This is a genomic window from Klebsiella sp. K5-45 (genome assembly GCF_030128605.1).
GTDB lineage: Bacteria > Pseudomonadota > Gammaproteobacteria > Enterobacterales > Enterobacteriaceae > Klebsiella > Klebsiella quasipneumoniae.
Genome location: NZ_JAKUZW010000002.1, coordinates 481502 through 502806, shown reverse-complemented (window position 1 = coordinate 502806; position 21305 = coordinate 481502). Strand labels below are relative to the sequence as shown.

Here is a 21305-nt window from a genome sequence, read left to right as displayed (position 1 = left end):
CCGGGATTTCACGGGAAGGTCATTAAGGAATAGCGGGACGCGGGCGAGCAATTCCATTGCTGCGTTTTGACAGACGGGCGACCGCGCCCCGCTAAATTTGTCGCCGGCAGGATCGCTCCCGGGCGTGTCGCAAAAAAATGCCCGAAGCCATCGGGCAAAAATGAACAAAAATATTACGCTTCATTCATAACGCGTCTCACAAGACGGAGCGGATAGTAAATCCTGGCGCCGCTGCGCACAATCGACCGGTTGTTTAGAAATAAATAACCCCCGTCGGCCGCGCTCAGGACGCGACCCAATGGCAGGCCACCCGATGACCAGGGGCCACCTCGCGCAGCGCCGGAGCTTCTCTGCGGCACAGATCGCCGGCCTGCGGGCAGCGAGATGAAAAGCGGCAGCCGGCGGGAGGATTGGTCGGATCCGGGATCTCGCCTTGCACCAGCGCCTGCGGTTCGCTGTGCGGGTCGAGGGTCGGCACCGCGGCTAGCAGAGCGCGGGTGTAGGGATGGAGGGGGCGGCTGAACAGCGCATCGCGGCTGGCGCTTTCCACCAGTTGCCCGAGATACATCACCGCCACATCGTCACATAAATGCTCCACCACCCCGAGGTCGTGGGAGATAAACAGAAACGTGACGCCGCGGTCGTCGCGCAGGTCGGAAAACAAATTGATGATCTGCGCCTGAATCGACACATCGAGGGCCGAGATGGGCTCATCGGCGACGATAAAATCCGGGTTGAGGATCAGCGCCCGGGCAATACCGATCCGCTGGCGCTGGCCGCCGGAAAACTGATGCGGGAAGCGGGCGTAGTGTTCCGGCGCCAGGCCGCAGATCTTCATCACGTCGATCACCCGGTCATAGAGCTCATCGCGGGTGCAGAGCTTGTGCTGCAGCATGGCTTCGCCTATCGCCTCGCCAATACGCAGCCGCGGGTTCAGTGAGCTGTAGGGATCCTGAAATACCAGCTGCATCCTCGGCCGAATGGCGCGCAGGGCGGGCCCGGTCAGGTCGGCCAGCTCCTGACCGTGAAATTTCACGCTGCCGGCGCTCTTCTCGTACAGGCCAAGCAGGGTTCGGCCGACGGTGGTTTTGCCGCTGCCGGACTCGCCCACCAGGCCAAAAATAGTGCCCGGACGGATGTTAAAGCTGACGCCGTCCACCGCGCGAAGCTCGCCGGTCTGCTGGCCAAAGAGGCCGTCGCGCAGCGGAAAATACTTCTTCAATCCATCCACTTCAATAACATAGCGATCGCTCATGCTGTCGCCTCCGCAAATTCGCTATAAAAGCAGGCGGCCCGCTGGCGCTCGCCGAGCAGCGGCGGAATCGCCTCCCGGCAGCGCGGCGTCGCCCGTTCGCAGCGCCCGGCAAAAGCGCAGCCCGCCGGCAGGGCGGCCAGATCCGGTACCTGACCGGGAATCGAGTACAGTCGCCGACGCCGCTCGCCCGGCACCGGGCGGGAGGCGATGAGCCCACGCGTATAAGGGTGCTGCGGATGGCGTAGCACCTCCGCCGTGGCGCCCTGTTCCACGATCCTTCCGGCATACATCACCACCACCTGTTCGGCCATCTGCGCGATCACCCCCAGGTCGTGGGTAATCAGCATCATCGCCATCTGGCTGGCCCGCGCCCGGTCCCGCAGCAGGCGCAGGATTTGCGCCTGCACGGTGACGTCCAGCGCGGTGGTCGGTTCGTCGGCAATCAGCAGTTTGGGCTGACAGCTCAGCGCCATGGCGATCATCACCCGCTGCAGCATGCCGCCGGATAGCTGGTGGGGGTAGCTGGCCATCAGGCTGTCGCCGCGCGCCAGGCCGACCTCGTTTAGCAGCCGGGTAGCCAGCTGCCAGGCGGCTTTCGGCGTGGCGCCGAGGTGGCGGATCGCTGGTTCGCACAGCTGTTCGCCGATGGTCAACACCGGGTTCAGGGCCGACATCGGTTCCTGAAAGATCATGGCCAGCTGGTGGCCGCGCAGGTCGGCCATCTGTCTGGGGTTCAGCCGCAGCAGATCGCGGTCCGCGAAACGAATTTCGCCGCCGTCGATGCGCGCTGCCTGCGACGGCAGGAGGCCCATCAGCGCCATGGCGGTGACGCTTTTGCCGCAGCCGGACTCGCCCACCACGCCAACGGTTTGCCCGGCCTGAATCGTGAAAGAGACGTCCTGCACCGCGCGCACGCGATGACGTTCGCCAGCGAAAGAGACGGAGAGATGATTAAAAGAGACTAACGGTAGGGTCATTTCAGCCTCGGTTTCATATTGGGATCCATGGCGTCGCGCAGGCCATCGCCCAGCACGTTAATGGCGATCACGGTGAGAAAGATGGCGATCCCAGGCGGCATCCACAGCCAGGGACGGCGCTGGAAATCGATCAGGCTATTGGCGGCATCCATCATATTGCCCCACGACGGCGTTGGCGGCACCACGCCGAGGCCGAGATAGCTCAGCGCGGATTCGCTGAGAATGGCGTTGGCGACAGCCATGGTCGCCATCACCACCAGAATCGGAATGGTATTCGGCAGCAGGTGGCCAAACAGCCGGCGACGCGCCGACAGGCCCAGTACTTGGGTGGCCAGCATAAAATCGCGTTCGCGCAGGGAGAGACATTGCCCGCGCACCAGCCGCGCCAGTCGGGGCCACTCCAGTAGGCTGAGCATTACCACCACCATATAGATGCGCGAGTCCGGGGAAAAATCGAGCTCGGAAAGCATCGCCCCGGCAACAATCAACAGCGGCAATCCAGGGATGGTCATCACCAGGTCGGCCACGCGCATGATCACTCTGTCGGTTAACCCACCGACATAACCCGAGAGGGCGCCGAGCAGATAGCCGAGGAATACCGACATCACCATGGTCAGCAGGCCGATAATCAGCGAGATGCGGCCGGCCAGCAGCAGGCGGGTGTAGACATCGCGACCAAGGAAATCGGTCCCCAGCCAGTGTTCCGCCCCGGGCGGTTGGTTGATGCTCAGGGCGTCGGTGGCATCATCTTTCCACGGCGACCAGACGGGCCCCAGCACGCACCACACCGCCATTACGGCCAGCAGGATCAGGCAGAACATGGCCAGCCGGTTACGGCGCAGCTGTCGCCATCCCTGGCGCCAGGGAGAGGGGGTAATGTGCGCCAGCACCGGGATAGCCGCCTGCCGCTGGCGGCGACGGGAAGCAAAGTAAGACAGGATCATCATGACCTCACCCGAATACGCGGATCGGCCCAGGCGTACAGCACGTCGGCGAGCAAATTACCGACTATCGTCAGCACCGCCAGAAACAGAGTAAACCCCATCAGCACCGGATAGTCGCGGGCGGCCAGCGAGTCGATATGGATGTGGCCTGCCCCCGGCCAGTTGAATACCTTTTCGGTAATGATCGCCCCGGAGAACAGCCCCGGCAGCTCAAAGCCCAGCAGGGTGATGATCGGCAGCAGGGCGTTGCGCAACGCATGTTTAAGGATCACCGTGCGCTCATGCAACCCCTTGGCGCGGGCGGTACGGATAAAATCCATTTTCACCACGTCGAGCATACTGGCGCGCACATAGCGCGTCAGGCTGCCCGCCTGCAGCATCACCAGCGCCAGCACCGGCAGCGCCAGGTGGGCAGCCACTTGCAGCACATACTGCCAGCCGCTTTCGTCGCTGCCGGTATTGGTCATCCCGCCTACCGGCAGCCAGTGGAGATCGACGGCAAACCATTTAATCAGCAACAGGCAGAGGAAAAAGGTGGGGAATGACATGGCGGCAAACACCGCAACGCTCACCAGATGATCAAACCAGGAGCCAGGTCGCAGGGCCGACACCACGCCGACCGCCAGGCCAATGCCCCAGTAAAAGACCAGCGCGACGCTGGCCAGCAGAAAAGAGTTCCAGATGTACTGATTGAGCAGCTGGCTGACCGGGATCTGATACTGCAGCGAAAAGCCTAAATCGCCGCGCAGAAGCTGTCCCAGCCAGTGGAGATAGCGGGTGAACAGCGGCTGGTCGAGGCCATAGATCGCCTTCAGCTCTGCAGCGCGGGCGGCGGTCAGGGTAATATTGCCATCGATAAAGTCGCCGGGGGTTTTGGCAAACAGCATAAAAATAATGAACGAGGCCAGCAGTAGCATCGGCAGCGTTTGCAGCAGGCGCCTCAGGATGAAATTTTTCATGACGATCTCGCATCAGCCGCCGGTTAACCCGGCGGCCAGGGGATTTACTTAACGATTTTCACATCCGGCAGGCTGCCGGTCAGGCCGTTGTAGATATCCGGTTTAAAGCCGGTGACGCGGGCGCTGCTGGCGGAAAGGATGTTGCGATAGCCGAGCAGGATCACCGGCGGATCGTCGGCCAGCACTTTATACAGCTGGTGATAGATCGGCTTGCGCTTTTCGATGTCGAGCACCGCGTTGCCGGCGTTAATCAGCTTATCGACCTCCGCGTTGTGGTAGCCGGACTCTTTAGCTTCGCTGCTGTAGAAATCCCATACCCCGTCGTGCGGGTCGTTGAGAGTGCTGGTGCTGAACGAGGCGAGATCGTAATTTCCGGCTTTGCGCTGCGCCATCAGAGCGTTGAAATCCACCACCTGCGGTTTAAGCAGCACGCCGATCTGCCGCCAGTTCTCCTTGGCGATGGGGATCAACGCATCGTTGAGCACCTTCTTGCTCACCAGCAGGGTCAGCTCCAGGCGCTGGCCCTCTTTGACGCGGATACCGTCGGCGCCAGCTTTCCAGCCGGCCTCATCCAGCAGTTTTTTCGCCTGCGCCGGATCGTAATGGTAAGGATTGACGCCTTCTGCGTTAAAGGCCCAGGAGATCGGGGCGATCGGCTCGATGGCGACTTTGCCGTACCCCTGATAGACCACGTCGATCAGCTTCTGCCGGTCCAGGCCGTAAATCAGCGCCTGGCGTACCCGCTTATCCTGCAGCGCCGGACGATGAACGTTGAATTCCACCTGGCTGTAGTCGCTGGAGCCGTAAAGATTAATGTTGGCGAAGCCGAGCATCTTCAGCTGTTCGATATCGTCAGGACGCGAGGTAAAGGCGTCGTAGTCGGTCTCCCCGGTCTGGAACAACTGGAAGTTGGTCGACGGATTGGTCACGCGATAGATAAAGCGCGGCGTTGGCGGCGTCCCACGGTAAAAATGGCTATTGGCATGGAAGCGAATTTCCTGACCGGGAATATAGGTATCGTACACGTAAGGGCCGTTGCCCAGCGGCTTGCCGTGCAGTGAGCGCAGATAGTCGAGATGTCCCCGTTGATATCCTTTGCCGTACCAGGCTTTCGACAGCACTGGCCCGCCAATTTTGGCCAGCGTGGTGGCGCCTGGCTGGGTGGTGGTCACCTGAAGAGTGAGCGGGTCGATGACCTTCAGGCCGCTGACGCTGTCAGCCTTGCCGGCTTTGTATTCTGCGCCGCCAGCGATATTGGCCAGGGTGATGTCGGTATCGCCATCATATTTGGGGTCGAGCAGGACCGTCAGGGTAAAGGCGACATCTTCCGCCGTCAGCGGTGAACCATCGCTGAAGGTCAGACCAGGGCGCAATTTAATGGTATAGACTTTACTGTCCGGGCTGACCGTCCAGCTCTCCGCCAGCCCCGGGACCAGCTTGCCCTGGCTGTCCCAGTCGATCAGGCGTGAAAAAATGACGTTAGTGACGTTCTCATCCCAGCCGTTGACGAAAAAGTAGGGGTTAAAGATCCCCTGCGGCTCGGAGATCCCGGCCACCACCGTGTCTTTGCGCAGCTTAGCGCTGGCCGGGATCTGACTGGCGTCAGTGGCCGGGGTGATGCCTTCTTTCAGGAGACCCTCAGCAAAGACAGCAGAAGAAAATGCTACCACGCCGCCGAGCAGGGCCACTTTTAGCGCCAGGGCGAAGCGGGTTTTTTGGGTTTTTAATCCTTGTTGTAATCTGGACAAAAGTGCTACCTCATCAAGTGATTGCGTGGTGATTTACAATTCATGACGAAAGATAAGAGGCGCACTTCGCCCTGTCTAACACTGAAACGCTATGATTTATAACCAATTATCCTTAGCAAAGGATCGGAAATATAATTCCATTCTATGGCTATGGCGCAGTGGTTTCCGCTGTCTGAAGAGGGTGGGTCAAAATGCTGTCCGCGACCCAGCCATCCTGCACCAGCGCGCTGGCGGCCAGCGGCCCGCTCAGCCGGACCTGCAGCTGGCCGATGACCCGGCCCTGGATACGCTCGCAGTTGCTGTACAGCAGGCGGGCGTCGCCCCCCAGCAGGCTGGCGATATGCTGCAGATTGGGTTCGCGACCGCTGCTGCCGTCAAACCGTAAGGTCACGATCTGCTCGCCGTCGCGCAGCGATGGCCCGGCCTCCGGGCGATCGGGGTGCTGCAGGCCGAGCATAGCGCGCGTCACCGGATGCTGCGGGTTGCCAAACACGCGCCAGACCTCCCCCTGTTCGACAATGCGTCCGCCTTCAAGCACGCTGACCCGATCGCAGAGGGTGCGAATAACCTCCATTTCGTGAGTGATCAGCACGATAGTCAGCCCCAGGCGCTGGTTAATCTCCTTCAGCAGGGTTAACACCGACAAGGTGTTTTCCGGATCCAGCGCCGAAGTTGCCTCATCGCACAGCAGAATTTCCGGTTGAGTGACCAGCGCCCGGGCGATGCCGGTTCGCTGTTTCTGGCCGCCGGAAAGGCGGGCAGGGTAGCTGTCGCGCAGGGCGCTGAGGCCCACCAGCTCAAGCATTTCCGTAACCCGCCGCTGACGTTCGCCGGCCGGGATGCCAGCCATCTTCAGCGGCAGCGCAATATTCTGCGCCACGGTTTTGGTGGCCATCAGGTTAAAGTGCTGAAAAATCATCGCCACCCGCCGACGCAGGTCGCGCAGCTGGCGCGGGGAGTAGCGAACGGTCGACTCGCCGTGGATGAACATCTCGCCGCTATCGGCACTTTCCAGGCGATTAAACAGGCGCAGCAGGGTGGATTTTCCGGCGCCGCTGCGGCCGATGATGCCGAAAATTTCGCCCTGACGGATGGTCAGGTCAATGTCCTGTAGCGCCTGCACGCCGTTAGGATAGGCTTTGCTGATACCAGCAAACTCAATATGGATCGGTGGGGCGGGGATATGCGTCACGATGATGCGCTCCGTTTGCCCGGGCAGCGGCTGTCGCCGCTGCCCGCGGTGATTAAAATCCGGGTAAAATTTTGCCCTGATAACGCGTCAGAATGAACTGACGAACGGCGTCCGAATGCAGCGCTTGCGCCAGTTTCTGAATGCCCGGGTCCTGAATATTGTCCGGACGCGCCACCAGATATTCGACGTACAGATCGCTGCCTTTTTCCACCAGCAACGCTTTATCGGTGTCGATACCAGCCTCCAGCGCATAGTTGGCAAAGATAAAGGCGAGGTCGACCTGCTTCACCGCCCGCGCCAGCATGGCGCCCTCCAGTTCGCGGATTTTAAAGTGATGCGGGTTGCTGGTGATGTCCTTCGTTGCCGATTGCGGATTGTGCGGATCCTTGAGGGTAATCAGCCCGGCGTTGCTTAACATCACCAGCGCGCGTCCGGTGTTCACCGGATCGTTAGGAATGGCGATCGTCGCCCCGTCCGGCACCGCGGTGAGACTCGTGTATTTGCTGGAGTAGGCGCCGAAAGGTTCGATATGCACCCCGACTACCGGAACAAGGTTGGTATGCCGGGTCTGGTTGTAGTTATCGAGAAACGGACGGTACTGGTAGTAGTTAGCGTCGAGGTGTTTCTCCGCCAGCTGCTGATTGGGCTGTATAAAATCGTTAAATACTTTGATCTGTAAATCGACGCCTTCCTTTGCCAACACGGGCTTCACAAACTCCAGGATTTCCGCATGCGGTACCGGCGTGGCGCCGACGATCAGCGTCTCGTTAGCCATTGCTGTGGTGGAGAAGAGGGCCAGAAGTCCGGCGGCGATAATGGATTTTTTCATGATAGTGATTCCTGAAACCTGGAAGGGTAAGTTATTTGCGGCTGACGTAGCGCACCAGGCGGTCGCCGCTCATTTGCAGAAGCTGTACCAGCGCAATCAGCATCAGGACGGTGACCACCATCACGTCAGTCTGAAAGCGCTGATAACCAAAACGAATGGCCAGATCGCCCAGCCCACCGCCGCCAATCACCCCCGCCATCGAGGTGTAGTCGACCAGCAAAATGGCCGTCACGGTCACAGCGGCGATCAGCCCGGCCCGCGACTCCGGTAACAGCGTGTGCCAGATAAGCTGCCAGGTGCTGCCGCCCATCGACCAGCTGGCCTCCACCAGGCCGTGCTCCACCTCGCGCAGAGCGGTTTCCACCAGCCGGGCGAAGAACGGGGCGCAGCCGGCGACCAGCGGCGGAATGGTTCCTTCCACCCCCAGCGAGGTGCCGGTCAGCAACGTGGTCAACGGGATCATGACAATGAGTAAAATGATGAACGGCAGGGAGCGCAGCACGTTGACGCACAATGACAACAGGCGGTAAAGACGCGGGGCGTACAGCAAACGCGGCTCGCCGGTGAGATAGAGTACGATCCCCAGCGGAAGGCCCAGCAGCACGGTCCAGCCCAGCGACCAGGCCAGCATGGTGAGGGTATCGAGGGCGGCCTGGGCCACATCGCTCCAGTCGATTTGTGCGAAAAATGCCAGCAGACTCGTCATATCAGTTCCAGTCGTGTCGTTGCGGACGAATACCGTTCAGCACCCAGTTTCCGAGCAGCTGATACTTCCAGCGTACCGGGTCGTGCAGGGTGTGCACCCGGGCATTGCGCCAGTGGCGGTCGAGGTTGAGCGACTCACCGGTAGCCCGCGTGCCCCCCAGCTCAAACAGGCGGCTGGCGGCCTCCAGCGCTACTTCAGTGGTCCAGATTTTGGCGCGGGCGACGGCCAGCGATGCCTCGGCGACATGTTCCTCACTGAGGTCATTTTTATAGCGGTCGAGCACCCGTCCGGCCCGCTCCAGCAGCGCGTCGGCAGCGGCAAGACGGCTATCCAGCTGACCGATATGGTAGATAGTCAGCGGGTCGTCACTGGCCCGCGCCACACCGGCGTCGATCCACGGTCGGGCGCTGTTGCGCACGAACGCCACGGTATCGTCCAGCGCCGCGCGGGCGATACCGGCGTCTATCGCCGCGGTGGTCAACTGGGCAAAGGGGCCGGCAAGGGTCGGGCTGGCGTAGGACTTCCACGTTGGGAAAAGGTGGAAGGAATTGACCGGAAGATTATCGGCCAGTACGGTGCCGCTGGCGGTAGTTCGCTGACCGAGGCACGCCCAGTCATCGACCACCGTCAGCCCCGGGCTGTTCTGTGGCACAAAGGCGAGCTGGGCGCGATCGTCAGCATCCAGCGCCAGAATGCCAATCCAGTGGGCATACAGTGATCCGGTGCAATAGCCTTTACGGCCATTGATCCCCAGCCCCTCGGCGCCTTGCACGATACGGGTACGAATATCGAGGACCGTTTTCCCCCCGGTTTCCGACAGGGCATTGGCGAAGCGATAGCCTTGCAGTACCTGGGCGAAAAAGAACGCCTGCTGGTCGTCGCTGCCCTGCAGACGAATATCTTCCAGCAGGCAATAGTGGTTCTGGGGAATCTGACCTAACGATGGATCGGCCGCGGAAAGAATGGCAATGACCTGCGCCAGGGTCGCGGCCGAGACCTCGGCGCCGCCAAAGCGGCGCGGCACCGTAATACCCCACAGCCCGCTGTTGGAGTAGGTGTTGACGATCTCCACCGGGACGATACCCGTGCGGTCGCGCTCGGCGGCGCCGGGTTTGAGCACGGCGGCGATCTCATCGGCGATGGCGAGGGCTTCCGCATCGCTGGCAATAATATGCGCCTGCGGCGAGGACTGGGTGTAAGGCAGAGCGGGTGAACTGGCTGACATCATCTTCTCTCTTATTCAGTGAATAGCTTATGCGTAAATTGGATAAATATATTATTCATAATGCCCATGGGTTATATGTATGGGTAAGCAAAACACGTGCCAGCGAGAGAGGAAGGCAGGTTGGCGATATTTAGCGGGGTGGCTATGTCTGCTGACGGAGCGGACTGCTGCAAATGCAGCGCGCTTTTGCGCTGCCTGTTGCAAAGGCGACAGTTAGGGAAAAGCGACCTCCGGACAGAGGGAAGACTGCCCGGCGGTGAGTGTGGCGAGTTCTCAGCGATCCTTCGCCGTAGGGGGGAGCAGTGAGGGGGCGGTCGCGGTTAGCGGCTGCCAGAGCCGCTCGGGGTCACGAAACCCCGCTTCGACGAGGGCATAAAAGCGGCTGGCATGGAGACCATCGACGAAGGCATGGTTAAATCGCCCGGCTACCGGGATCACGCCGTTCTGCAGTTTCCCCCAGGTGAGCGCAGGAACCGCGGCGCCCACCGCGTATTCCGCATGGGTCATCGAAGTAAAGTGGAGCCACGGCAGACAGCTGGCGCAGATAAAATGTTCGCCATCGACGATGAGCGGCGCCGGCGATGTCTCTCTTGCCGCGACGATCTTCGGCGTTGCCGCGGCGCTGAAGGCGGTGAACTCGGCAGCGTTGTCGCACCATACCTGGCGGAAGCCCTCCTCGACGGTCATCACCGGCGTCATGACCGCCAGGCTGTCATATTCAATCACCTCGCCATCGCGCACGCGCTGCCGGAGCTGCGGCACCCCGTTGGCCGCGCGCAGCAGGGCATAGAGCGCGAGCTGAAAAAATGAGACCCGCCGGTCCTTCGCACATTCGTACAGGCGCTGCGCCTCTATCGGAACGCAGAGATTAAAGCTGGGGTTGGCAAATTGTCGGTAAAAGGTGAAATGGTCCCGGCGGGGCCAGGCCGCGGTGTCGATGATCCGGTAACGTGCCATGGATGCCTCCTTATAGCTGGCGGTCTACTGACTATGCGACGATTTCAATCAGGTTGCCATCGGGATCGGCGATCACCGCCTCATAATAGCCGTCGCCGGTGGTGCGCGGGGGTGAAACCAGTATTCCCGCCGCTCCGGCGCGTTGGGCAAGGGCATCGACCTGTTCTGCACCGCCCACCGAGAGGGCCAGATGCGCCCAGCCGGTATGGTTATTATCCGCGCTGGCCTGCTGCAGGCCAGGCTTGGTCATCAGCTCGATCACTACTTCGTCGTCGATGGTGACAAAATAGGAGGCAAATCCGGGGTTGGTCTGGCTGAGGTATTTTTCATTGATACTGGCGGCAAAGAACTCGACCCAGAAGCGGGCCTGAGCCTCAAGCTGTTGGGTCCACAGAGCGAAATGGGCAATTTTCATGGTAAACCTCCGGGCTGGAACATTGACAATCACAGCAGGGCAGACGATCATGCTTACTGTTGCTCGTTTATGATTATTTAAGGAGTTGCCTTGCTCGATTATGCTGCTTTTCCCCAACAGCGACAAGCGCTGATTTGCCAGATCCTGCAGGAAAACGGCAGAGTGGTGTGTGCGGATCTGGCGGCGCGTCTTCAGGTGTCTGAACATACTATCCGCCGCGATCTGCATGAGCTTAGCCGCGAAGGCGTCTGTAAAAAAGTCTACGGCGGGGCGGTGTTGAGCCTGCCGGAAGCGGGAGACTACAGTGAACGGAAAGATAAAAACCGAGCAACAAAACTCAGGATCGCGCAGCAGTGCGCCCGGCTGGTGAAACCCGGCGGCACTATTTTCATTGATACCGGCACCACCAATCTGGCGATGGCCGAGGCGCTGCCCGCCGAGCTGGCGCTGACCGTGGTGACGAACTCTCCGGAGATCGCCGCGGTGCTGGTGAAAAAGCCGCTCTACGACGTGGTGATGCTCGGCGGCCAGGTACAGCGGGCAAGCGGGGGCTGCGTTGGGGCCGCGGCGGTGGCTCAGGTGCAGGGGATGTTATTCGACCAGGGGTTTATCGGCGGCTGCGCCATGGCGCCAGAGTCAGGCCTGACCGGTTTTGACTATGCCGACTGTGAGTTTAAGAAAGCGGTGATTAAGCAGTGCAGCGAAATTATCATCGGCCTGACCTCGGATAAAATTCCGGCGGTGGCGCGGTTCGTGGTGGCCGCGAGCAGCGATATCGATGTGCTGGTGGTGGAGGAGAATATTAGTCGCGAATATCGCGTTGCCTTTCAGCAACACGATATCCGTATCCATACCGTGTAGCCGCTAGCGGGTGAGAGAGGTAGCGATAAGCCGCAGGCCCAGCGCCCCCAGCACCGTCGCGGTGGCGATATCGATTCGCCGCTTCAACCGCAGGTAGACCCGACGCGGGCGATCGGCGGAGAGCACCAGCGCCACCAGTGAATACCAGCTAACGTCAATCAGAAAACTCATCAGCGGCACGATGTAATAGAACGCGGTGGGGATCTGCGTCGGCAGCAGGGCGGTAAAAATCGAGGCAAACACCAGCGCGGTTTTGGGATTGCTCAGCTGGGTATACAGCCCGTCGCGGAAGGTCTTCAGCAACGAATGGTTGCCGGCCATACCGCTGGCGGAAAAATCCATCGGCTGCGCCGAACCGCGGAAAATCTTATAGCCCAGCCACAACAGGTAGAGCCCGCCCGCTACTTTCAAGCCAATAAACAGCTCTGGCACCGCGGTGAGCACCTTCTGCAGGCCCAGCATCGCCATAATAGAAAAAATGGCGGCGCCGGCGCCGGTGCCGAGGGCGGTCACCAGACCGTGCAGGCGCGAGCGGGCGACCGCATTGCGCGCGACAAAAATAAAGCTCGGGCCGGGACTGATCACGCCCATGATCAGCACCGCGGCAATGGCCATCAGGCTGGATAAGAACATAGCAACTCCTGGTGTGTTCGCCGCCGTCAGGCGGTCGGCAACGTGGGGACGGTACGAGCAGACAGAGTAGCAAACTGGCTCAGGAAAGCACGTGAAAACCCTGTGGAATAGGCGAGGCTGAATGGGCATCCGCGGCGCGCGTTTTCTGCGCAACTGTTTGAATAACGATTCCCATTCTTGTCAGCAATGGTAAACTGAATAACTGTGATCTTTGTCATACCGTAATAACTACAGAGAAGAGACACTGCTATGCAACATATCATTGAGGGCTTCCTCAACTTCCAGAAAGAGATCTTCCCCCAGCGTAAAGAGCTCTTCCGCAGCCTGGCTTCCAGCCAGAATCCCAAAGCGCTTTTCATCTCCTGCTCTGACAGCCGTCTGGTGCCGGAACTGGTTACCCAGCAGGAGCCGGGACAGCTCTTTGTTATTCGTAATGCCGGGAATATCGTGCCGTCTTTCGGGCCGGAGCCGGGCGGTGTATCCGCGACCATTGAGTATGCCGTGGTTGCGCTGGGCGTGACTGATATCGTGATCTGCGGCCACTCAAACTGCGGGGCGATGAAAGCGATCGCCACCTGCCAGTGCCTGGAGCCGATGCCTGCGGTGTCTCACTGGCTGCGCTACGCTGATGCTGCAAAAGCGGTGGTGGAAAAGAAAACCTGGGCCAGCGAAACCGATAAGGTCAACGGCATGGTGCAGGAAAACGTCATCGCTCAGCTGAACAACATCAAAACCCACCCGTCGGTGGCCGTCGGCCTGCGCGACCATACCCTGCGCCTGCACGGCTGGTTCTACGACATTGAAAGCGGCGAGATTCAGGCGCTGGATAAAAACACGAAATCCTTTGTTTCGCTGTCGGACAATCCGGACGTCTTTTTCGAATAAAGCCGTTCCCAGGGCACGGAGGCCCTGTTCATCTCATCTCCTCACCCCTACCACTCCACGCAAATTTTGCCGAAATGGGCGCCGCTTTGCAGATAGCGGAAGGCGTCTGGTAAGGCCGCAAAATCAAACACTTTATCGATGACCGGCCGCGACGCCTGCAGGTTCAGCGCGTTGACATAGTCCTGTTGTTGCCGGCGATGACCCACCACCAGCCCCTGCAGCCGGGCCTGTTTACTCATCAGCAGATGGGTGGGCACATGACCTTCGAAGCCAGTCAGGACGCCGATGAGGGCGATGTGTCCGCCAACACGGACGGCTTCGAACGACTGGCTCAGGGTGCCCGGTCCGCCGAGCTCGAGGATAATATCGGCCCCGCGATGACCGGTGATGTCCTGCACCGTAGCACCCCACGCCGGGGTGGTGCGGTAATTGATGAGATGGTCAGCCCCCAGGGCGCGCGCGCGGGCGAGCTTTTCATCTGATGAGGAGGTGACGATGACCTGCGCGCCCATGCTTTTCGCCAGCTGCAGGGCGGTTATCGACACGCCGCCGGTGCCGAGCGTCAGCACCGTATCGCCCGCTTTTAGCCGCCCCTCCACCACCAGCGCGCGCCAGGCGGTGAGGCCGGAGGTGGTGATAGTCGCCGCTTCCCTGAAGCTCCATCCGTCAGGCGCATGGGTAAAATGGCTGGCCGGTCTGACCACATACTGGCAGGCAAACCCCTCGGCGCCGTCGCCCGGGGTCTGGCTGAAGTCCTTCACCTGCGGGCCAGGACGGCCATCCAGCCACTGCGGGAAAAAGCCAGCCACCACCCGGTCGCCTGGCTGAAACTCGCTGACTCCGGCGCCAACCGCTTCGACCACCCCCGCGCCGTCCGCCATCAGGATCCGCCGATCGGCGGTGGGAATCACCCCCGTCGCTACCAGCAAATCGTGATAATTCAGGGAGGTGGCGTGGAGCGCTACGCGGATCTCGCCTGCCGCCGGCGCGCCGGGGTCGGCAAGATCGACAAGCTGCAGATTGTCCAGTGAACCGGGTTTGTTGACGATCCAGGCTTTCATCATCGGGTTCTCTTTTCCGGGGGATACGGTAAGTATTGGCCCGGAATTGGCTGAACGCCACAGCGCGCCGCTCAGGAAATCACTGCCCGGAGAAAGAGGCGAAAAAAAAGCGCCGTTTTTGACGGCGCTTTTTTCATTGCGAAAGAACGAAGAGATTATTTGCTCAGCTCAGCCGTCATATGGACGCGATTATTAAACTGGGCGCTGGTGATTTTATAGGACGCACCCTGCTCAGCGGCCTGGGCGGCGATTTTGGCTTCAGCACGGTCCAGGGTGGAGGCGGTGGCGCTGACGCTCTGGGCGAAGCTAACGGAAGAGAACAGTGACAGTGCAGCAACAGCAACGAAAGTTTTGATGGATTTCATGGTCGTATTCCTTAATCTGGTGTCTGATATAGGGCTTGTCGCCCTGATGTGATAAAGAATACGCGCAATACCTCGTGGTTAAAATCAAAACAATTTGCGAAACTCATTCAAATTATATGAATGATTTTCGGCCGGTCGCGATGCGGCACGTCGTTGCCGGGCTGGCCGTACTCCTGGTCTATAGCAGCTGTGATCGGCGCAGAGGTGGCTAAACGTGGCCTCCGCGGTCATAAAATGATGAAAATGAGTATGGCTGACGAGGCGAAAATTCATTTTGATCCGCTCCAGTCCGTTATAAACCCGCTTGCGATTAACCCCCAGCGCGTCCGCCATCTGATTAATTGACTGTCCGTCGACCACGCCACGAATCATCTGCATCTCCAGGTCATTAAGTGGGGCTCGCAGCCGGGAGGAGTGACTCTGACGCTGATGGCGCGGCGCGAAAGGGCGGCTACGGTCTGCCAGCCGGCGCAGAAGGCGGCCGATCTCGTGAACGCTTTCCCGCTGGCTGACCCACAGGAGGGTATCCGCGTAAAAGGCGCGTCCGCGTCTCACATTGTTGGCGGAGGTAAATCCGACCACCAGACCGGGATAGCGCTGGGCTAATTCAGCAGCGGCCTGATAATCGTGATAGTTTTCCAGCGCTAAAATAATTACATCCATCCCGGCCAGATCGGGCAGATGGCTGAGCGGCAGTGAATGAATAATATTCAGACCGGGCAGGGTTTCCTGAATATCTCTGAAACACTGGGCGAGGCCGATATTAAAATAAATATTATTGCTGTGAATTAAAATATTCAAAGAATAAATCCTGTTGCAAGCGATCTAAACGGCGTGGAGAGGAGATTAGTTGCGAACCAGGAGCTTATTCATATCAGCAGGCGAGTTATTTATATAATTCATCATGCCCGGCGGTTTGAAGGAATAAATTTCGGCTACGCAAGCAGGGTTAATATAATACCCTGCGCATTTAACGCGGACAATTAACGTGCTTTCGACCCCCGCCTGGTTTAAGCGAGATTTTAGGGTCTGGATAACCTGCCATAATCGCTGCGCGGACGGACGGAGATTATTTTTTTCCCAGACGTTAATCATTAACTCTTCATCGCTGACCAGACGTTCTCTGCCATGCGCCAGCAAATACTCCAGTAAACAAGCCATGGTGCTGCGCAGCTGAACCTGCGTTCGCGTCCCACGTAACGCGATAATTTCCCGATGATGCAGGCAGTAGAAAATATTATCCGCTAACTTATAGCCAAGTAGTTTATAGCCTGTAGTCATCCACCACTCCCTGACAAATCCCCGTATTGCCGGTGCAGAGTAACCGCCTGCGGCGGTCTGACCAAGTGAATTTTATTAGCTAGAATAATCAAAACAATTAACCACATTAGCATACATAACTAGAATAAAAATCTGATAATCTTGCCCTCTTCTGTTGGATTATGTGGTATAGGAAAAGTCTTAATCAAGCGGTGGCCGAAGTTAAACGGTTGAAAATATAGGTGGCGAAATCAAAAAATCGCACTTACATTGATCTAGATCAATTTAATACCTTTCAGGTGGCAATCACCATTTACATAGCAAAACAAAGATTGAAATAACTACGTTTAAGCGGTGATAAGCTGATTCTGAACTTATGGAATTACCCAGGGAACTGTTCATTACTTTCAGGAGCGTTTTTATGGTCATTGCAACTCGTAAGCCTCTGTGCAACAAACGCTGGTCCGCCAGCCCGGCCTCTCAGGATCTTCAGTTGACCCAACTGCGTCACCCATGGGTCGCCACCAAAGCCAGCTGCAAAAGTAAAAAAGGCTGGAAGAGCCGCGGTTAACGGCTAGTCCACTTCCCCAGACACCACGCCCCGGTCGCGTTAATGTCACGACCGGGGTTTCGCTGTGATCGGTGTTCGCCGCGAAGGTCACACCGGGCGCAGGCAGTAGCCTGAGGCGGTATTCTCCACGCGGGCGAAACCCGGCAGGCCAAGATGCATACCGGCGATGAGCCACCGTTCGCGGGCGGCCTGGCGCAGCAGACTTTCCCGTGTATGCCGGGCCTGGTCAGGATCGACGTCAAATGCCACCGACACCTCTGGCCGGGCGCTCTGGATCGAGGGAAAGTGGACGATATCCCCCCAGATTAGCAGCGACGTTCCGCCCGCCTCAAGGCGATATCCGGTATGCCCTGGCGTATGGCCGGGCAGGGGACATGGCCGGATCCCGGCTACCGGCTCGTCTTCATCAATATCACGAATTTGCGTCGCACAGATCGCCATTATGCGGCGGACGAGCAGCACGTTACGTTGTCCACGATCGCTGGCGTTGTCCAGTGTCGATGGCGCCAGCCAGTAAGCGCTTTCCCGCGAGGGTAGGAACACCATGGCGTTGGGATAAGCCGGTGTACCGGCGGCGGTCAGCAGGCCGCCGATATGGTCCGGGTGCGCGTGAGTGAGAAGGATGGTGTCAATTTCCTCAGGGCGCACGCCGAGCAGCGCCAGATTGGCAATAAGCGCGCCGCCGACGCCGTTGGCCCCGCCGGTGCCGGTATCCACCAGCACCGTGTGCCCGCGTCCGCGGATCAGGTAAGCGCCGATCTCGATGGCCTCCGGCGAGGTTAACCCGGCCTGGCGCTGCAGACGCGCCGCCTCTTCAGGGGCGATCCCCGCGAGTAGCGTCAGCGGCGCTGTCATCTGACCATCACTGATGGCGCTTATCGTCAGGTCGCCTGCTGTCAGGGTATAAAAGGGAGCAGGTGTCATGTTGACCTCACGCTTGCTCCGCCGGGTGACGCAACCTGGCGGTAATGGGCTGATAGATAAAGACCGCGGCAGAGGTGACCCGGTGATGCAGATCGTCACGCGGGACGATGGCGGCATAGCGGGTATGCCGGGTGGCCAGACCCCCGGGCTGCAGGACGATCGGCGCAGCGACGGGCAGGGCTTCCGCGGTATCGCTCAGCAGCAGCACCTCGTCAGGAGCCACCTCCCGCAGCGCGTGAGTCGTGAGATAGAGGTGGCGATGCCAGTCGGCGATCGCCGATTGCCAGCGGGCAAAATGACCCCCACCATTGCGGCGATAGGCGTCGCTGTCGAGGACGGCGGCATCGCGGATATCGTGTAGGGCCAGGTAGCGAGGGCAGCCCTCGCTGAACGCGCAGAAGCGCTGGGAGGCATGAAAACCGGGCACCGAGACCAGCGCCGGCAATTTTTCCCGATTGTAAAAGGTATTCCACGCCGCTTCGCTTTGCGGGTCGGTGTAGGCGCATTCGACGACATAGAGCATAGTGACCTCGAGAGACAGATGATTCAGCGCATAACGCGTTTTAGTGAGTTTTCTTCATCCTATCCGGCAATAATGGCGCTGAAAAACGATGTTTATTCATCACTCAGTGATATTATGTCACTGACTTTCAATGGGCCCGCACAAGGAGCATTGGCTATGCGTCGTAAAATCCCCAGCAGCGCTGCGCTACTGGCCTTTGAGGCCGCCGCCCGCCACGGCAACTTTGCCCGCGCAGCGGCGGAGCTCGCGTTAACAGAAGGGGCCATCAGCCGGCAGATCGCCCGTCTGGAAGCGCTCCTCGACAGCAAACTCTTTGACAGGATCGGGAGCCGGGTACGGCTCAATCCGGCTGGCGCCCGCTATGCCAGACAGGTCCGCGAGATCCTCAGCAGGCTGGAGCGGGAAACCCACGACGTCAGCGGGATGCCCGCCGATGGCCGCAGTCTCGAGATCGCCGTGCTCCCCACCTTCGCCAGCCGCTGGCTCATCCCCCGGCTCGGGCAGTTCACGGCGCAGCATCCGCATATCGTGGTCAATATCGCCGCCCGCAGCGACCCCTTTATTCTGCCGGGCAGCGGATTTGATGCGGCCATCCATTTTGATCACCCGGCGTGGACCGGAATGGATGTGACGTTTTTGTTTGCGGAATATCTGCTGCCGGTCTGTCATGCCGCGCTGCTGACGGATGACGATCTCCCGGGGCTGCTGAACCGGCTGCCGCGCATTCATCGGCGGCAAAACCCGGACGCCTGGCTGCACTATGCCCGCGCGTGCGGTCTGGCGCTGGATAACCCGGCGCAGGGGCCGCGCTATGATCTGCATGAGATGGCGATCGCTGCGGTACTCAGCCAGCAGGGCGTGGCCCTGGTGCCGAAGATGTATGTGGAGAGCGAACTGCGCAGCGGGACGCTGGTCGCCCCATGGCCGGGCTTGCCGACGCTGGCCAAGCGCTTTTGCCTGATCAAACCCGGCGGCGGCGAGGGGGAGCCGGCGCTGCAGGTGTTTGAGCGCTGGCTGCAGACGACGATTGCGGCAGGTTAACTTATGGCGGGCCTGGGGGGCACTGCGCCGCCCGCTGGCGGGCATATTTGCCCGGCGATATCCCGGCATATCGGGTAAAGGCCACGCTGAACGCGCTGGTCGAGCCATAGCCGAGGCGCTCGGCGATATCCGTTATGCTGATGCCCGTCTCGCCCAGCCACTGCATGGCCAGGGTCATGCGCCAGCTCAACAAATAGCCCATCGGGGTCATTCCGGTCAGGCCGGTAAAGCGTTCAAATAACGTCGAGCGAGACAGCGCGCAGTCGGCGGCCAGGGCGTTGACGGTCCAGCGTCTGGCGGGGGCCTGATGCAGCAGGCGGATTGCCTGGGCGACCCGCGGGTCGCTCAGGCCGCGCATCAGTCCGGGGGTGGCGAGCGTTCCGCAGGATCGGATGGCCTCGATAAACAGCAGCTCAACCATCCGCGCCAGAACGAAAGATTTGCCTGCGCGATCCGCCTGGGCTTCCTCTTTCAGCAGCCCGACAAAGGTGGCCAGCCGCGGCTGGTCGCGAACCACCACTAAGGCGGGCAGCAGGGAGGTTAGCAGGCTGGCGTTATCCGAATCGGCAGCGCAGTGGCCAATCAGCGCCTGCATCTCCGCTGGCTGGTCGAGAGCTCCCAGGCGAAAGTGTTCCGCCGCAAGCTTCACCGGGGTGGTCTCCAGCGCCGGTGAAGGCGGCGGGGTCAGGCTGGTTAACGCGAAACGGTACGCCGCCGGGATCAACATAAAATCCCCGGCGCGCAGGATCTGCGGCGCATGCTGGTCTATTTCCAGCCGACAGCCGCCTTCCAGTACCACGCCGTAGAATGACATTCCCTGGTCTGAACGTTTAACGCGCCATTCTCCCGCCCCCTCAATGGTTTTGGTCAGCACCGCTCTGAGATTGAGCATCGCTATGATTTCCGCCAGCGGGTCGCTCATTTCCGGACTCCTGCTAAAGAATAATGGATTATTGACCCTATATCGTCCGGAGCGGGCTGTCTATGATGAAAAGGAAGAAACCAACGGAGACAGAGAGATGCAAACGATTATGATCACCGGCTGTTCATCGGGTTTTGGTCTGGAGACGGCACGTTATTTTCTTGAACAGGGCTGGAAGGTTATCGCCACGATGCGGGTTCCGCGCGAGGATCTGTTGCCGGCCAGCGACCGTCTGCGGCTGGTGCGTCTTGACGTCACCTCAGCGCAGAGTATCGCCGAGGCGATTGCCGAGGCCGGAGAGATTGACGTTCTGGTCAATAACGCCGGAGTGGGGATGCTCAATGCCCTGGAGGGGGCGTCGCACGAGGCGATAGCGAACCTGTTTGCCACCAACACGCTTGGGACTATCGCCATGACCCAGGCGGTACTTCCCCGGTTCAGAGCGCGCTGTAGCGGGACGATCATTAATATCACCTCGGCGGTCACCCTGCAGCCGATGCCCCTGCTGGCGGTCTATACCGCGAGTAAAGCGGCGGTGAATGCCTTCACGGAGTCGCTGGCGCTGGAGCTGCGGCCCTTTAATATTCGCGTCGGTTTGATCCTGCCGGGACGCGCTCCCCAGACCCGCTTCGGGGAAAACGCGCGTCGAACGATGGGCCAGCTCCCGGAGAGCTATGCGCCGCTCGGCCAGCAGATCCTCGACAGCATCCAGGATAACGCCAGCGTGACGCAGGCTGTCGATGTGGCTCAGGCCGTCTGGCGGATGGTGAACGATCCTCAAGCCCCTTCGCGGTTGCCGGCAGGGGAGGATGCCCTGGCGATGGCGCAGGCTATTCATAGTCGCGAATAATCGGGTTTCGCTTTGTCGCTGGCAGGGTTCGATGACGTTCAGGCTGGAAGCGCAGAAGGCGTGCGTTTTCCGGTCACGATGCAGCAGGCTAATGTTGAGAGGGAATGATACGAAACGAGATTGGTGCGTCTGAATGGACTCGAACCATCGACCCCCACCATGTCAAGGTGGTGCTCTAACCAACTGAGCTACAGACGCATTA

Annotated in this window: 24 protein-coding genes and 1 tRNA gene; 5 read left to right on the top strand and 20 right to left on the bottom strand. The window is 59.8% G+C overall.

Annotated features, from left to right (window positions below; translation table 11 throughout):
• Positions 1 to 283: 283 nt before the first annotated feature.
• The 11 genes from MKS11_RS06475 to MKS11_RS06425 all read right to left on the bottom strand — a co-directional run bounded on the left by MKS11_RS06475 (position 284) and on the right by MKS11_RS06425 (position 11207).
• Positions 284 to 1255, bottom strand: a complete 972-nt coding sequence (locus MKS11_RS06475) for an ABC transporter ATP-binding protein (protein WP_017899544.1) — start codon at positions 1253 to 1255, stop codon at positions 284 to 286.
• The gene (locus MKS11_RS06470) at positions 1252 to 2232 is read right to left on the bottom strand and encodes an ABC transporter ATP-binding protein (protein ID WP_087771054.1); all 981 of its coding nucleotides are present in this window, start codon (positions 2230 to 2232) and stop codon (positions 1252 to 1254) included. Before MKS11_RS06470 ends, MKS11_RS06475 begins: the two co-directional genes overlap by 4 nt.
• Positions 2229 to 3179 (bottom strand): oligopeptide ABC transporter permease, encoded by a 951-nt coding sequence (gene opp4C, locus MKS11_RS06465; protein ID WP_072500751.1) that lies wholly within the window; start codon positions 3177 to 3179, stop codon positions 2229 to 2231. The genes MKS11_RS06470 and opp4C overlap by 4 nt, the downstream gene beginning before the upstream one ends.
• Positions 3176 to 4135 carry an ABC transporter permease gene (locus MKS11_RS06460; protein WP_004202926.1) on the bottom strand — a complete coding sequence of 320 codons (960 nt, stop codon included), beginning with the start codon at positions 4133 to 4135 and terminating at the stop codon, positions 3176 to 3178. Before MKS11_RS06460 ends, opp4C begins: the two co-directional genes overlap by 4 nt.
• Positions 4136 to 4179: 44 nt before the next feature.
• Positions 4180 to 5883, bottom strand: coding sequence for an ABC transporter substrate-binding protein (locus MKS11_RS06455; protein WP_004202925.1), 1704 nt, complete (start codon positions 5881 to 5883; stop codon positions 4180 to 4182).
• Positions 5884 to 6031: 148 nt separating this feature from the next.
• Positions 6032 to 7075 (bottom strand): methionine ABC transporter ATP-binding protein, encoded by a 1044-nt coding sequence (locus MKS11_RS06450; protein ID WP_057215651.1) that lies wholly within the window; start codon positions 7073 to 7075, stop codon positions 6032 to 6034.
• 52 nt (positions 7076 to 7127) lie between these two features.
• Positions 7128 to 7904, bottom strand: a complete 777-nt coding sequence (locus MKS11_RS06445) for a MetQ/NlpA family ABC transporter substrate-binding protein (protein ID WP_017899539.1) — start codon at positions 7902 to 7904, stop codon at positions 7128 to 7130.
• Positions 7905 to 7935: 31 nt separating this feature from the next.
• A complete protein-coding gene (locus tag MKS11_RS06440; RefSeq protein ID WP_004202921.1) occupies positions 7936 to 8610 on the bottom strand; it encodes a methionine ABC transporter permease in 675 nt (224 codons plus the stop codon).
• A gap of 1 nt (position 8611) precedes the next feature.
• Entirely contained in the window at positions 8612 to 9838 is a 1227-nt protein-coding gene (locus MKS11_RS06435) for an SfnB family sulfur acquisition oxidoreductase (protein ID WP_087771053.1), read from the bottom strand.
• Between the two features lie 270 nt (positions 9839 to 10108).
• Positions 10109 to 10792 carry a CatA-like O-acetyltransferase, family 1 gene (locus MKS11_RS06430; protein WP_004202919.1) on the bottom strand — a complete coding sequence of 228 codons (684 nt, stop codon included), beginning with the start codon at positions 10790 to 10792 and terminating at the stop codon, positions 10109 to 10111.
• Between the two features lie 31 nt (positions 10793 to 10823).
• On the bottom strand, positions 10824 to 11207 hold the full coding sequence (locus tag MKS11_RS06425) for a VOC family protein (protein WP_004202917.1): 384 nt from the start codon (positions 11205 to 11207) through the stop codon (positions 10824 to 10826).
• A gap of 90 nt (positions 11208 to 11297) precedes the next feature.
• Between MKS11_RS06425 and MKS11_RS06420 the strand changes: the two genes are divergently transcribed.
• Positions 11298 to 12068, top strand: coding sequence for a DeoR/GlpR family DNA-binding transcription regulator (locus MKS11_RS06420; protein WP_004202915.1), 771 nt, complete (start codon positions 11298 to 11300; stop codon positions 12066 to 12068).
• 3 nt (positions 12069 to 12071) lie between these two features.
• Here MKS11_RS06420 and MKS11_RS06415 read toward each other — a convergent pair whose 3' ends face one another.
• Positions 12072 to 12701: a LysE family translocator gene (locus MKS11_RS06415; RefSeq protein ID WP_023318448.1), complete on the bottom strand. Its 630-nt coding sequence runs from the start codon at positions 12699 to 12701 to the stop codon at positions 12072 to 12074.
• 249 nt (positions 12702 to 12950) lie between these two features.
• Here MKS11_RS06415 and MKS11_RS06410 point away from each other — a divergent pair, with 249 nt between their 5' ends.
• Positions 12951 to 13586 (top strand): carbonic anhydrase, encoded by a 636-nt coding sequence (locus MKS11_RS06410; RefSeq protein ID WP_004202911.1) that lies wholly within the window; start codon positions 12951 to 12953, stop codon positions 13584 to 13586.
• Between the two features lie 47 nt (positions 13587 to 13633).
• On the opposite strand, the gene MKS11_RS06405 is transcribed toward MKS11_RS06410, so the two are convergent.
• The 4 genes from MKS11_RS06405 to MKS11_RS06390 all read right to left on the bottom strand — a co-directional run bounded on the left by MKS11_RS06405 (position 13634) and on the right by MKS11_RS06390 (position 16293).
• On the bottom strand, positions 13634 to 14650 hold the full coding sequence (locus MKS11_RS06405; protein WP_023318447.1) for an NAD(P)-dependent alcohol dehydrogenase: 1017 nt from the start codon (positions 14648 to 14650) through the stop codon (positions 13634 to 13636).
• A gap of 152 nt (positions 14651 to 14802) precedes the next feature.
• On the bottom strand, positions 14803 to 15012 hold the full coding sequence (locus tag MKS11_RS06400; RefSeq protein ID WP_004202908.1) for a YdgH/BhsA/McbA-like domain containing protein: 210 nt from the start codon (positions 15010 to 15012) through the stop codon (positions 14803 to 14805).
• An 84-nt stretch (positions 15013 to 15096) separates the two neighbouring features.
• Positions 15097 to 15813 carry a hypothetical protein gene (locus tag MKS11_RS06395; RefSeq protein WP_064177741.1) on the bottom strand — a complete coding sequence of 239 codons (717 nt, stop codon included), beginning with the start codon at positions 15811 to 15813 and terminating at the stop codon, positions 15097 to 15099.
• 45 nt (positions 15814 to 15858) lie between these two features.
• Positions 15859 to 16293: a winged helix-turn-helix domain-containing protein gene (locus tag MKS11_RS06390; protein WP_017899535.1), complete on the bottom strand. Its 435-nt coding sequence runs from the start codon at positions 16291 to 16293 to the stop codon at positions 15859 to 15861.
• 400 nt (positions 16294 to 16693) lie between these two features.
• On the opposite strand from MKS11_RS06390, the gene MKS11_RS06385 reads away from it, so the two are divergent.
• Entirely contained in the window at positions 16694 to 16843 is a 150-nt protein-coding gene (locus MKS11_RS06385) for a hypothetical protein (protein ID WP_002907802.1), read from the top strand.
• Between the two features lie 87 nt (positions 16844 to 16930).
• Here MKS11_RS06385 and MKS11_RS06380 read toward each other — a convergent pair whose 3' ends face one another.
• On the bottom strand, positions 16931 to 17767 hold the full coding sequence (locus MKS11_RS06380) for an MBL fold metallo-hydrolase (protein WP_023318445.1): 837 nt from the start codon (positions 17765 to 17767) through the stop codon (positions 16931 to 16933).
• A 7-nt stretch (positions 17768 to 17774) separates the two neighbouring features.
• Positions 17775 to 18290: a hypothetical protein gene (locus tag MKS11_RS06375; protein ID WP_048294980.1), complete on the bottom strand. Its 516-nt coding sequence runs from the start codon at positions 18288 to 18290 to the stop codon at positions 17775 to 17777.
• Positions 18291 to 18446: 156 nt separating this feature from the next.
• Here MKS11_RS06375 and MKS11_RS06370 point away from each other — a divergent pair, with 156 nt between their 5' ends.
• Entirely contained in the window at positions 18447 to 19331 is an 885-nt protein-coding gene (locus MKS11_RS06370; RefSeq protein WP_087771051.1) for a LysR substrate-binding domain-containing protein, read from the top strand.
• 1 nt (position 19332) lies between these two features.
• Here MKS11_RS06370 and MKS11_RS06365 read toward each other — a convergent pair whose 3' ends face one another.
• The gene (locus tag MKS11_RS06365; protein WP_057215636.1) at positions 19333 to 20253 is read right to left on the bottom strand and encodes an AraC family transcriptional regulator; all 921 of its coding nucleotides are present in this window, start codon (positions 20251 to 20253) and stop codon (positions 19333 to 19335) included.
• Between the two features lie 97 nt (positions 20254 to 20350).
• On the opposite strand from MKS11_RS06365, the gene MKS11_RS06360 reads away from it, so the two are divergent.
• The gene (locus tag MKS11_RS06360; RefSeq protein WP_087771050.1) at positions 20351 to 21103 is read left to right on the top strand and encodes an SDR family oxidoreductase; all 753 of its coding nucleotides are present in this window, start codon (positions 20351 to 20353) and stop codon (positions 21101 to 21103) included.
• A 121-nt stretch (positions 21104 to 21224) separates the two neighbouring features.
• Here the strand turns inward: MKS11_RS06360 and MKS11_RS06355 are convergent.
• Positions 21225 to 21301 (bottom strand) — tRNA-Val (locus tag MKS11_RS06355).
• Between the last annotated feature and the right edge of the window lie 4 nt (positions 21302 to 21305).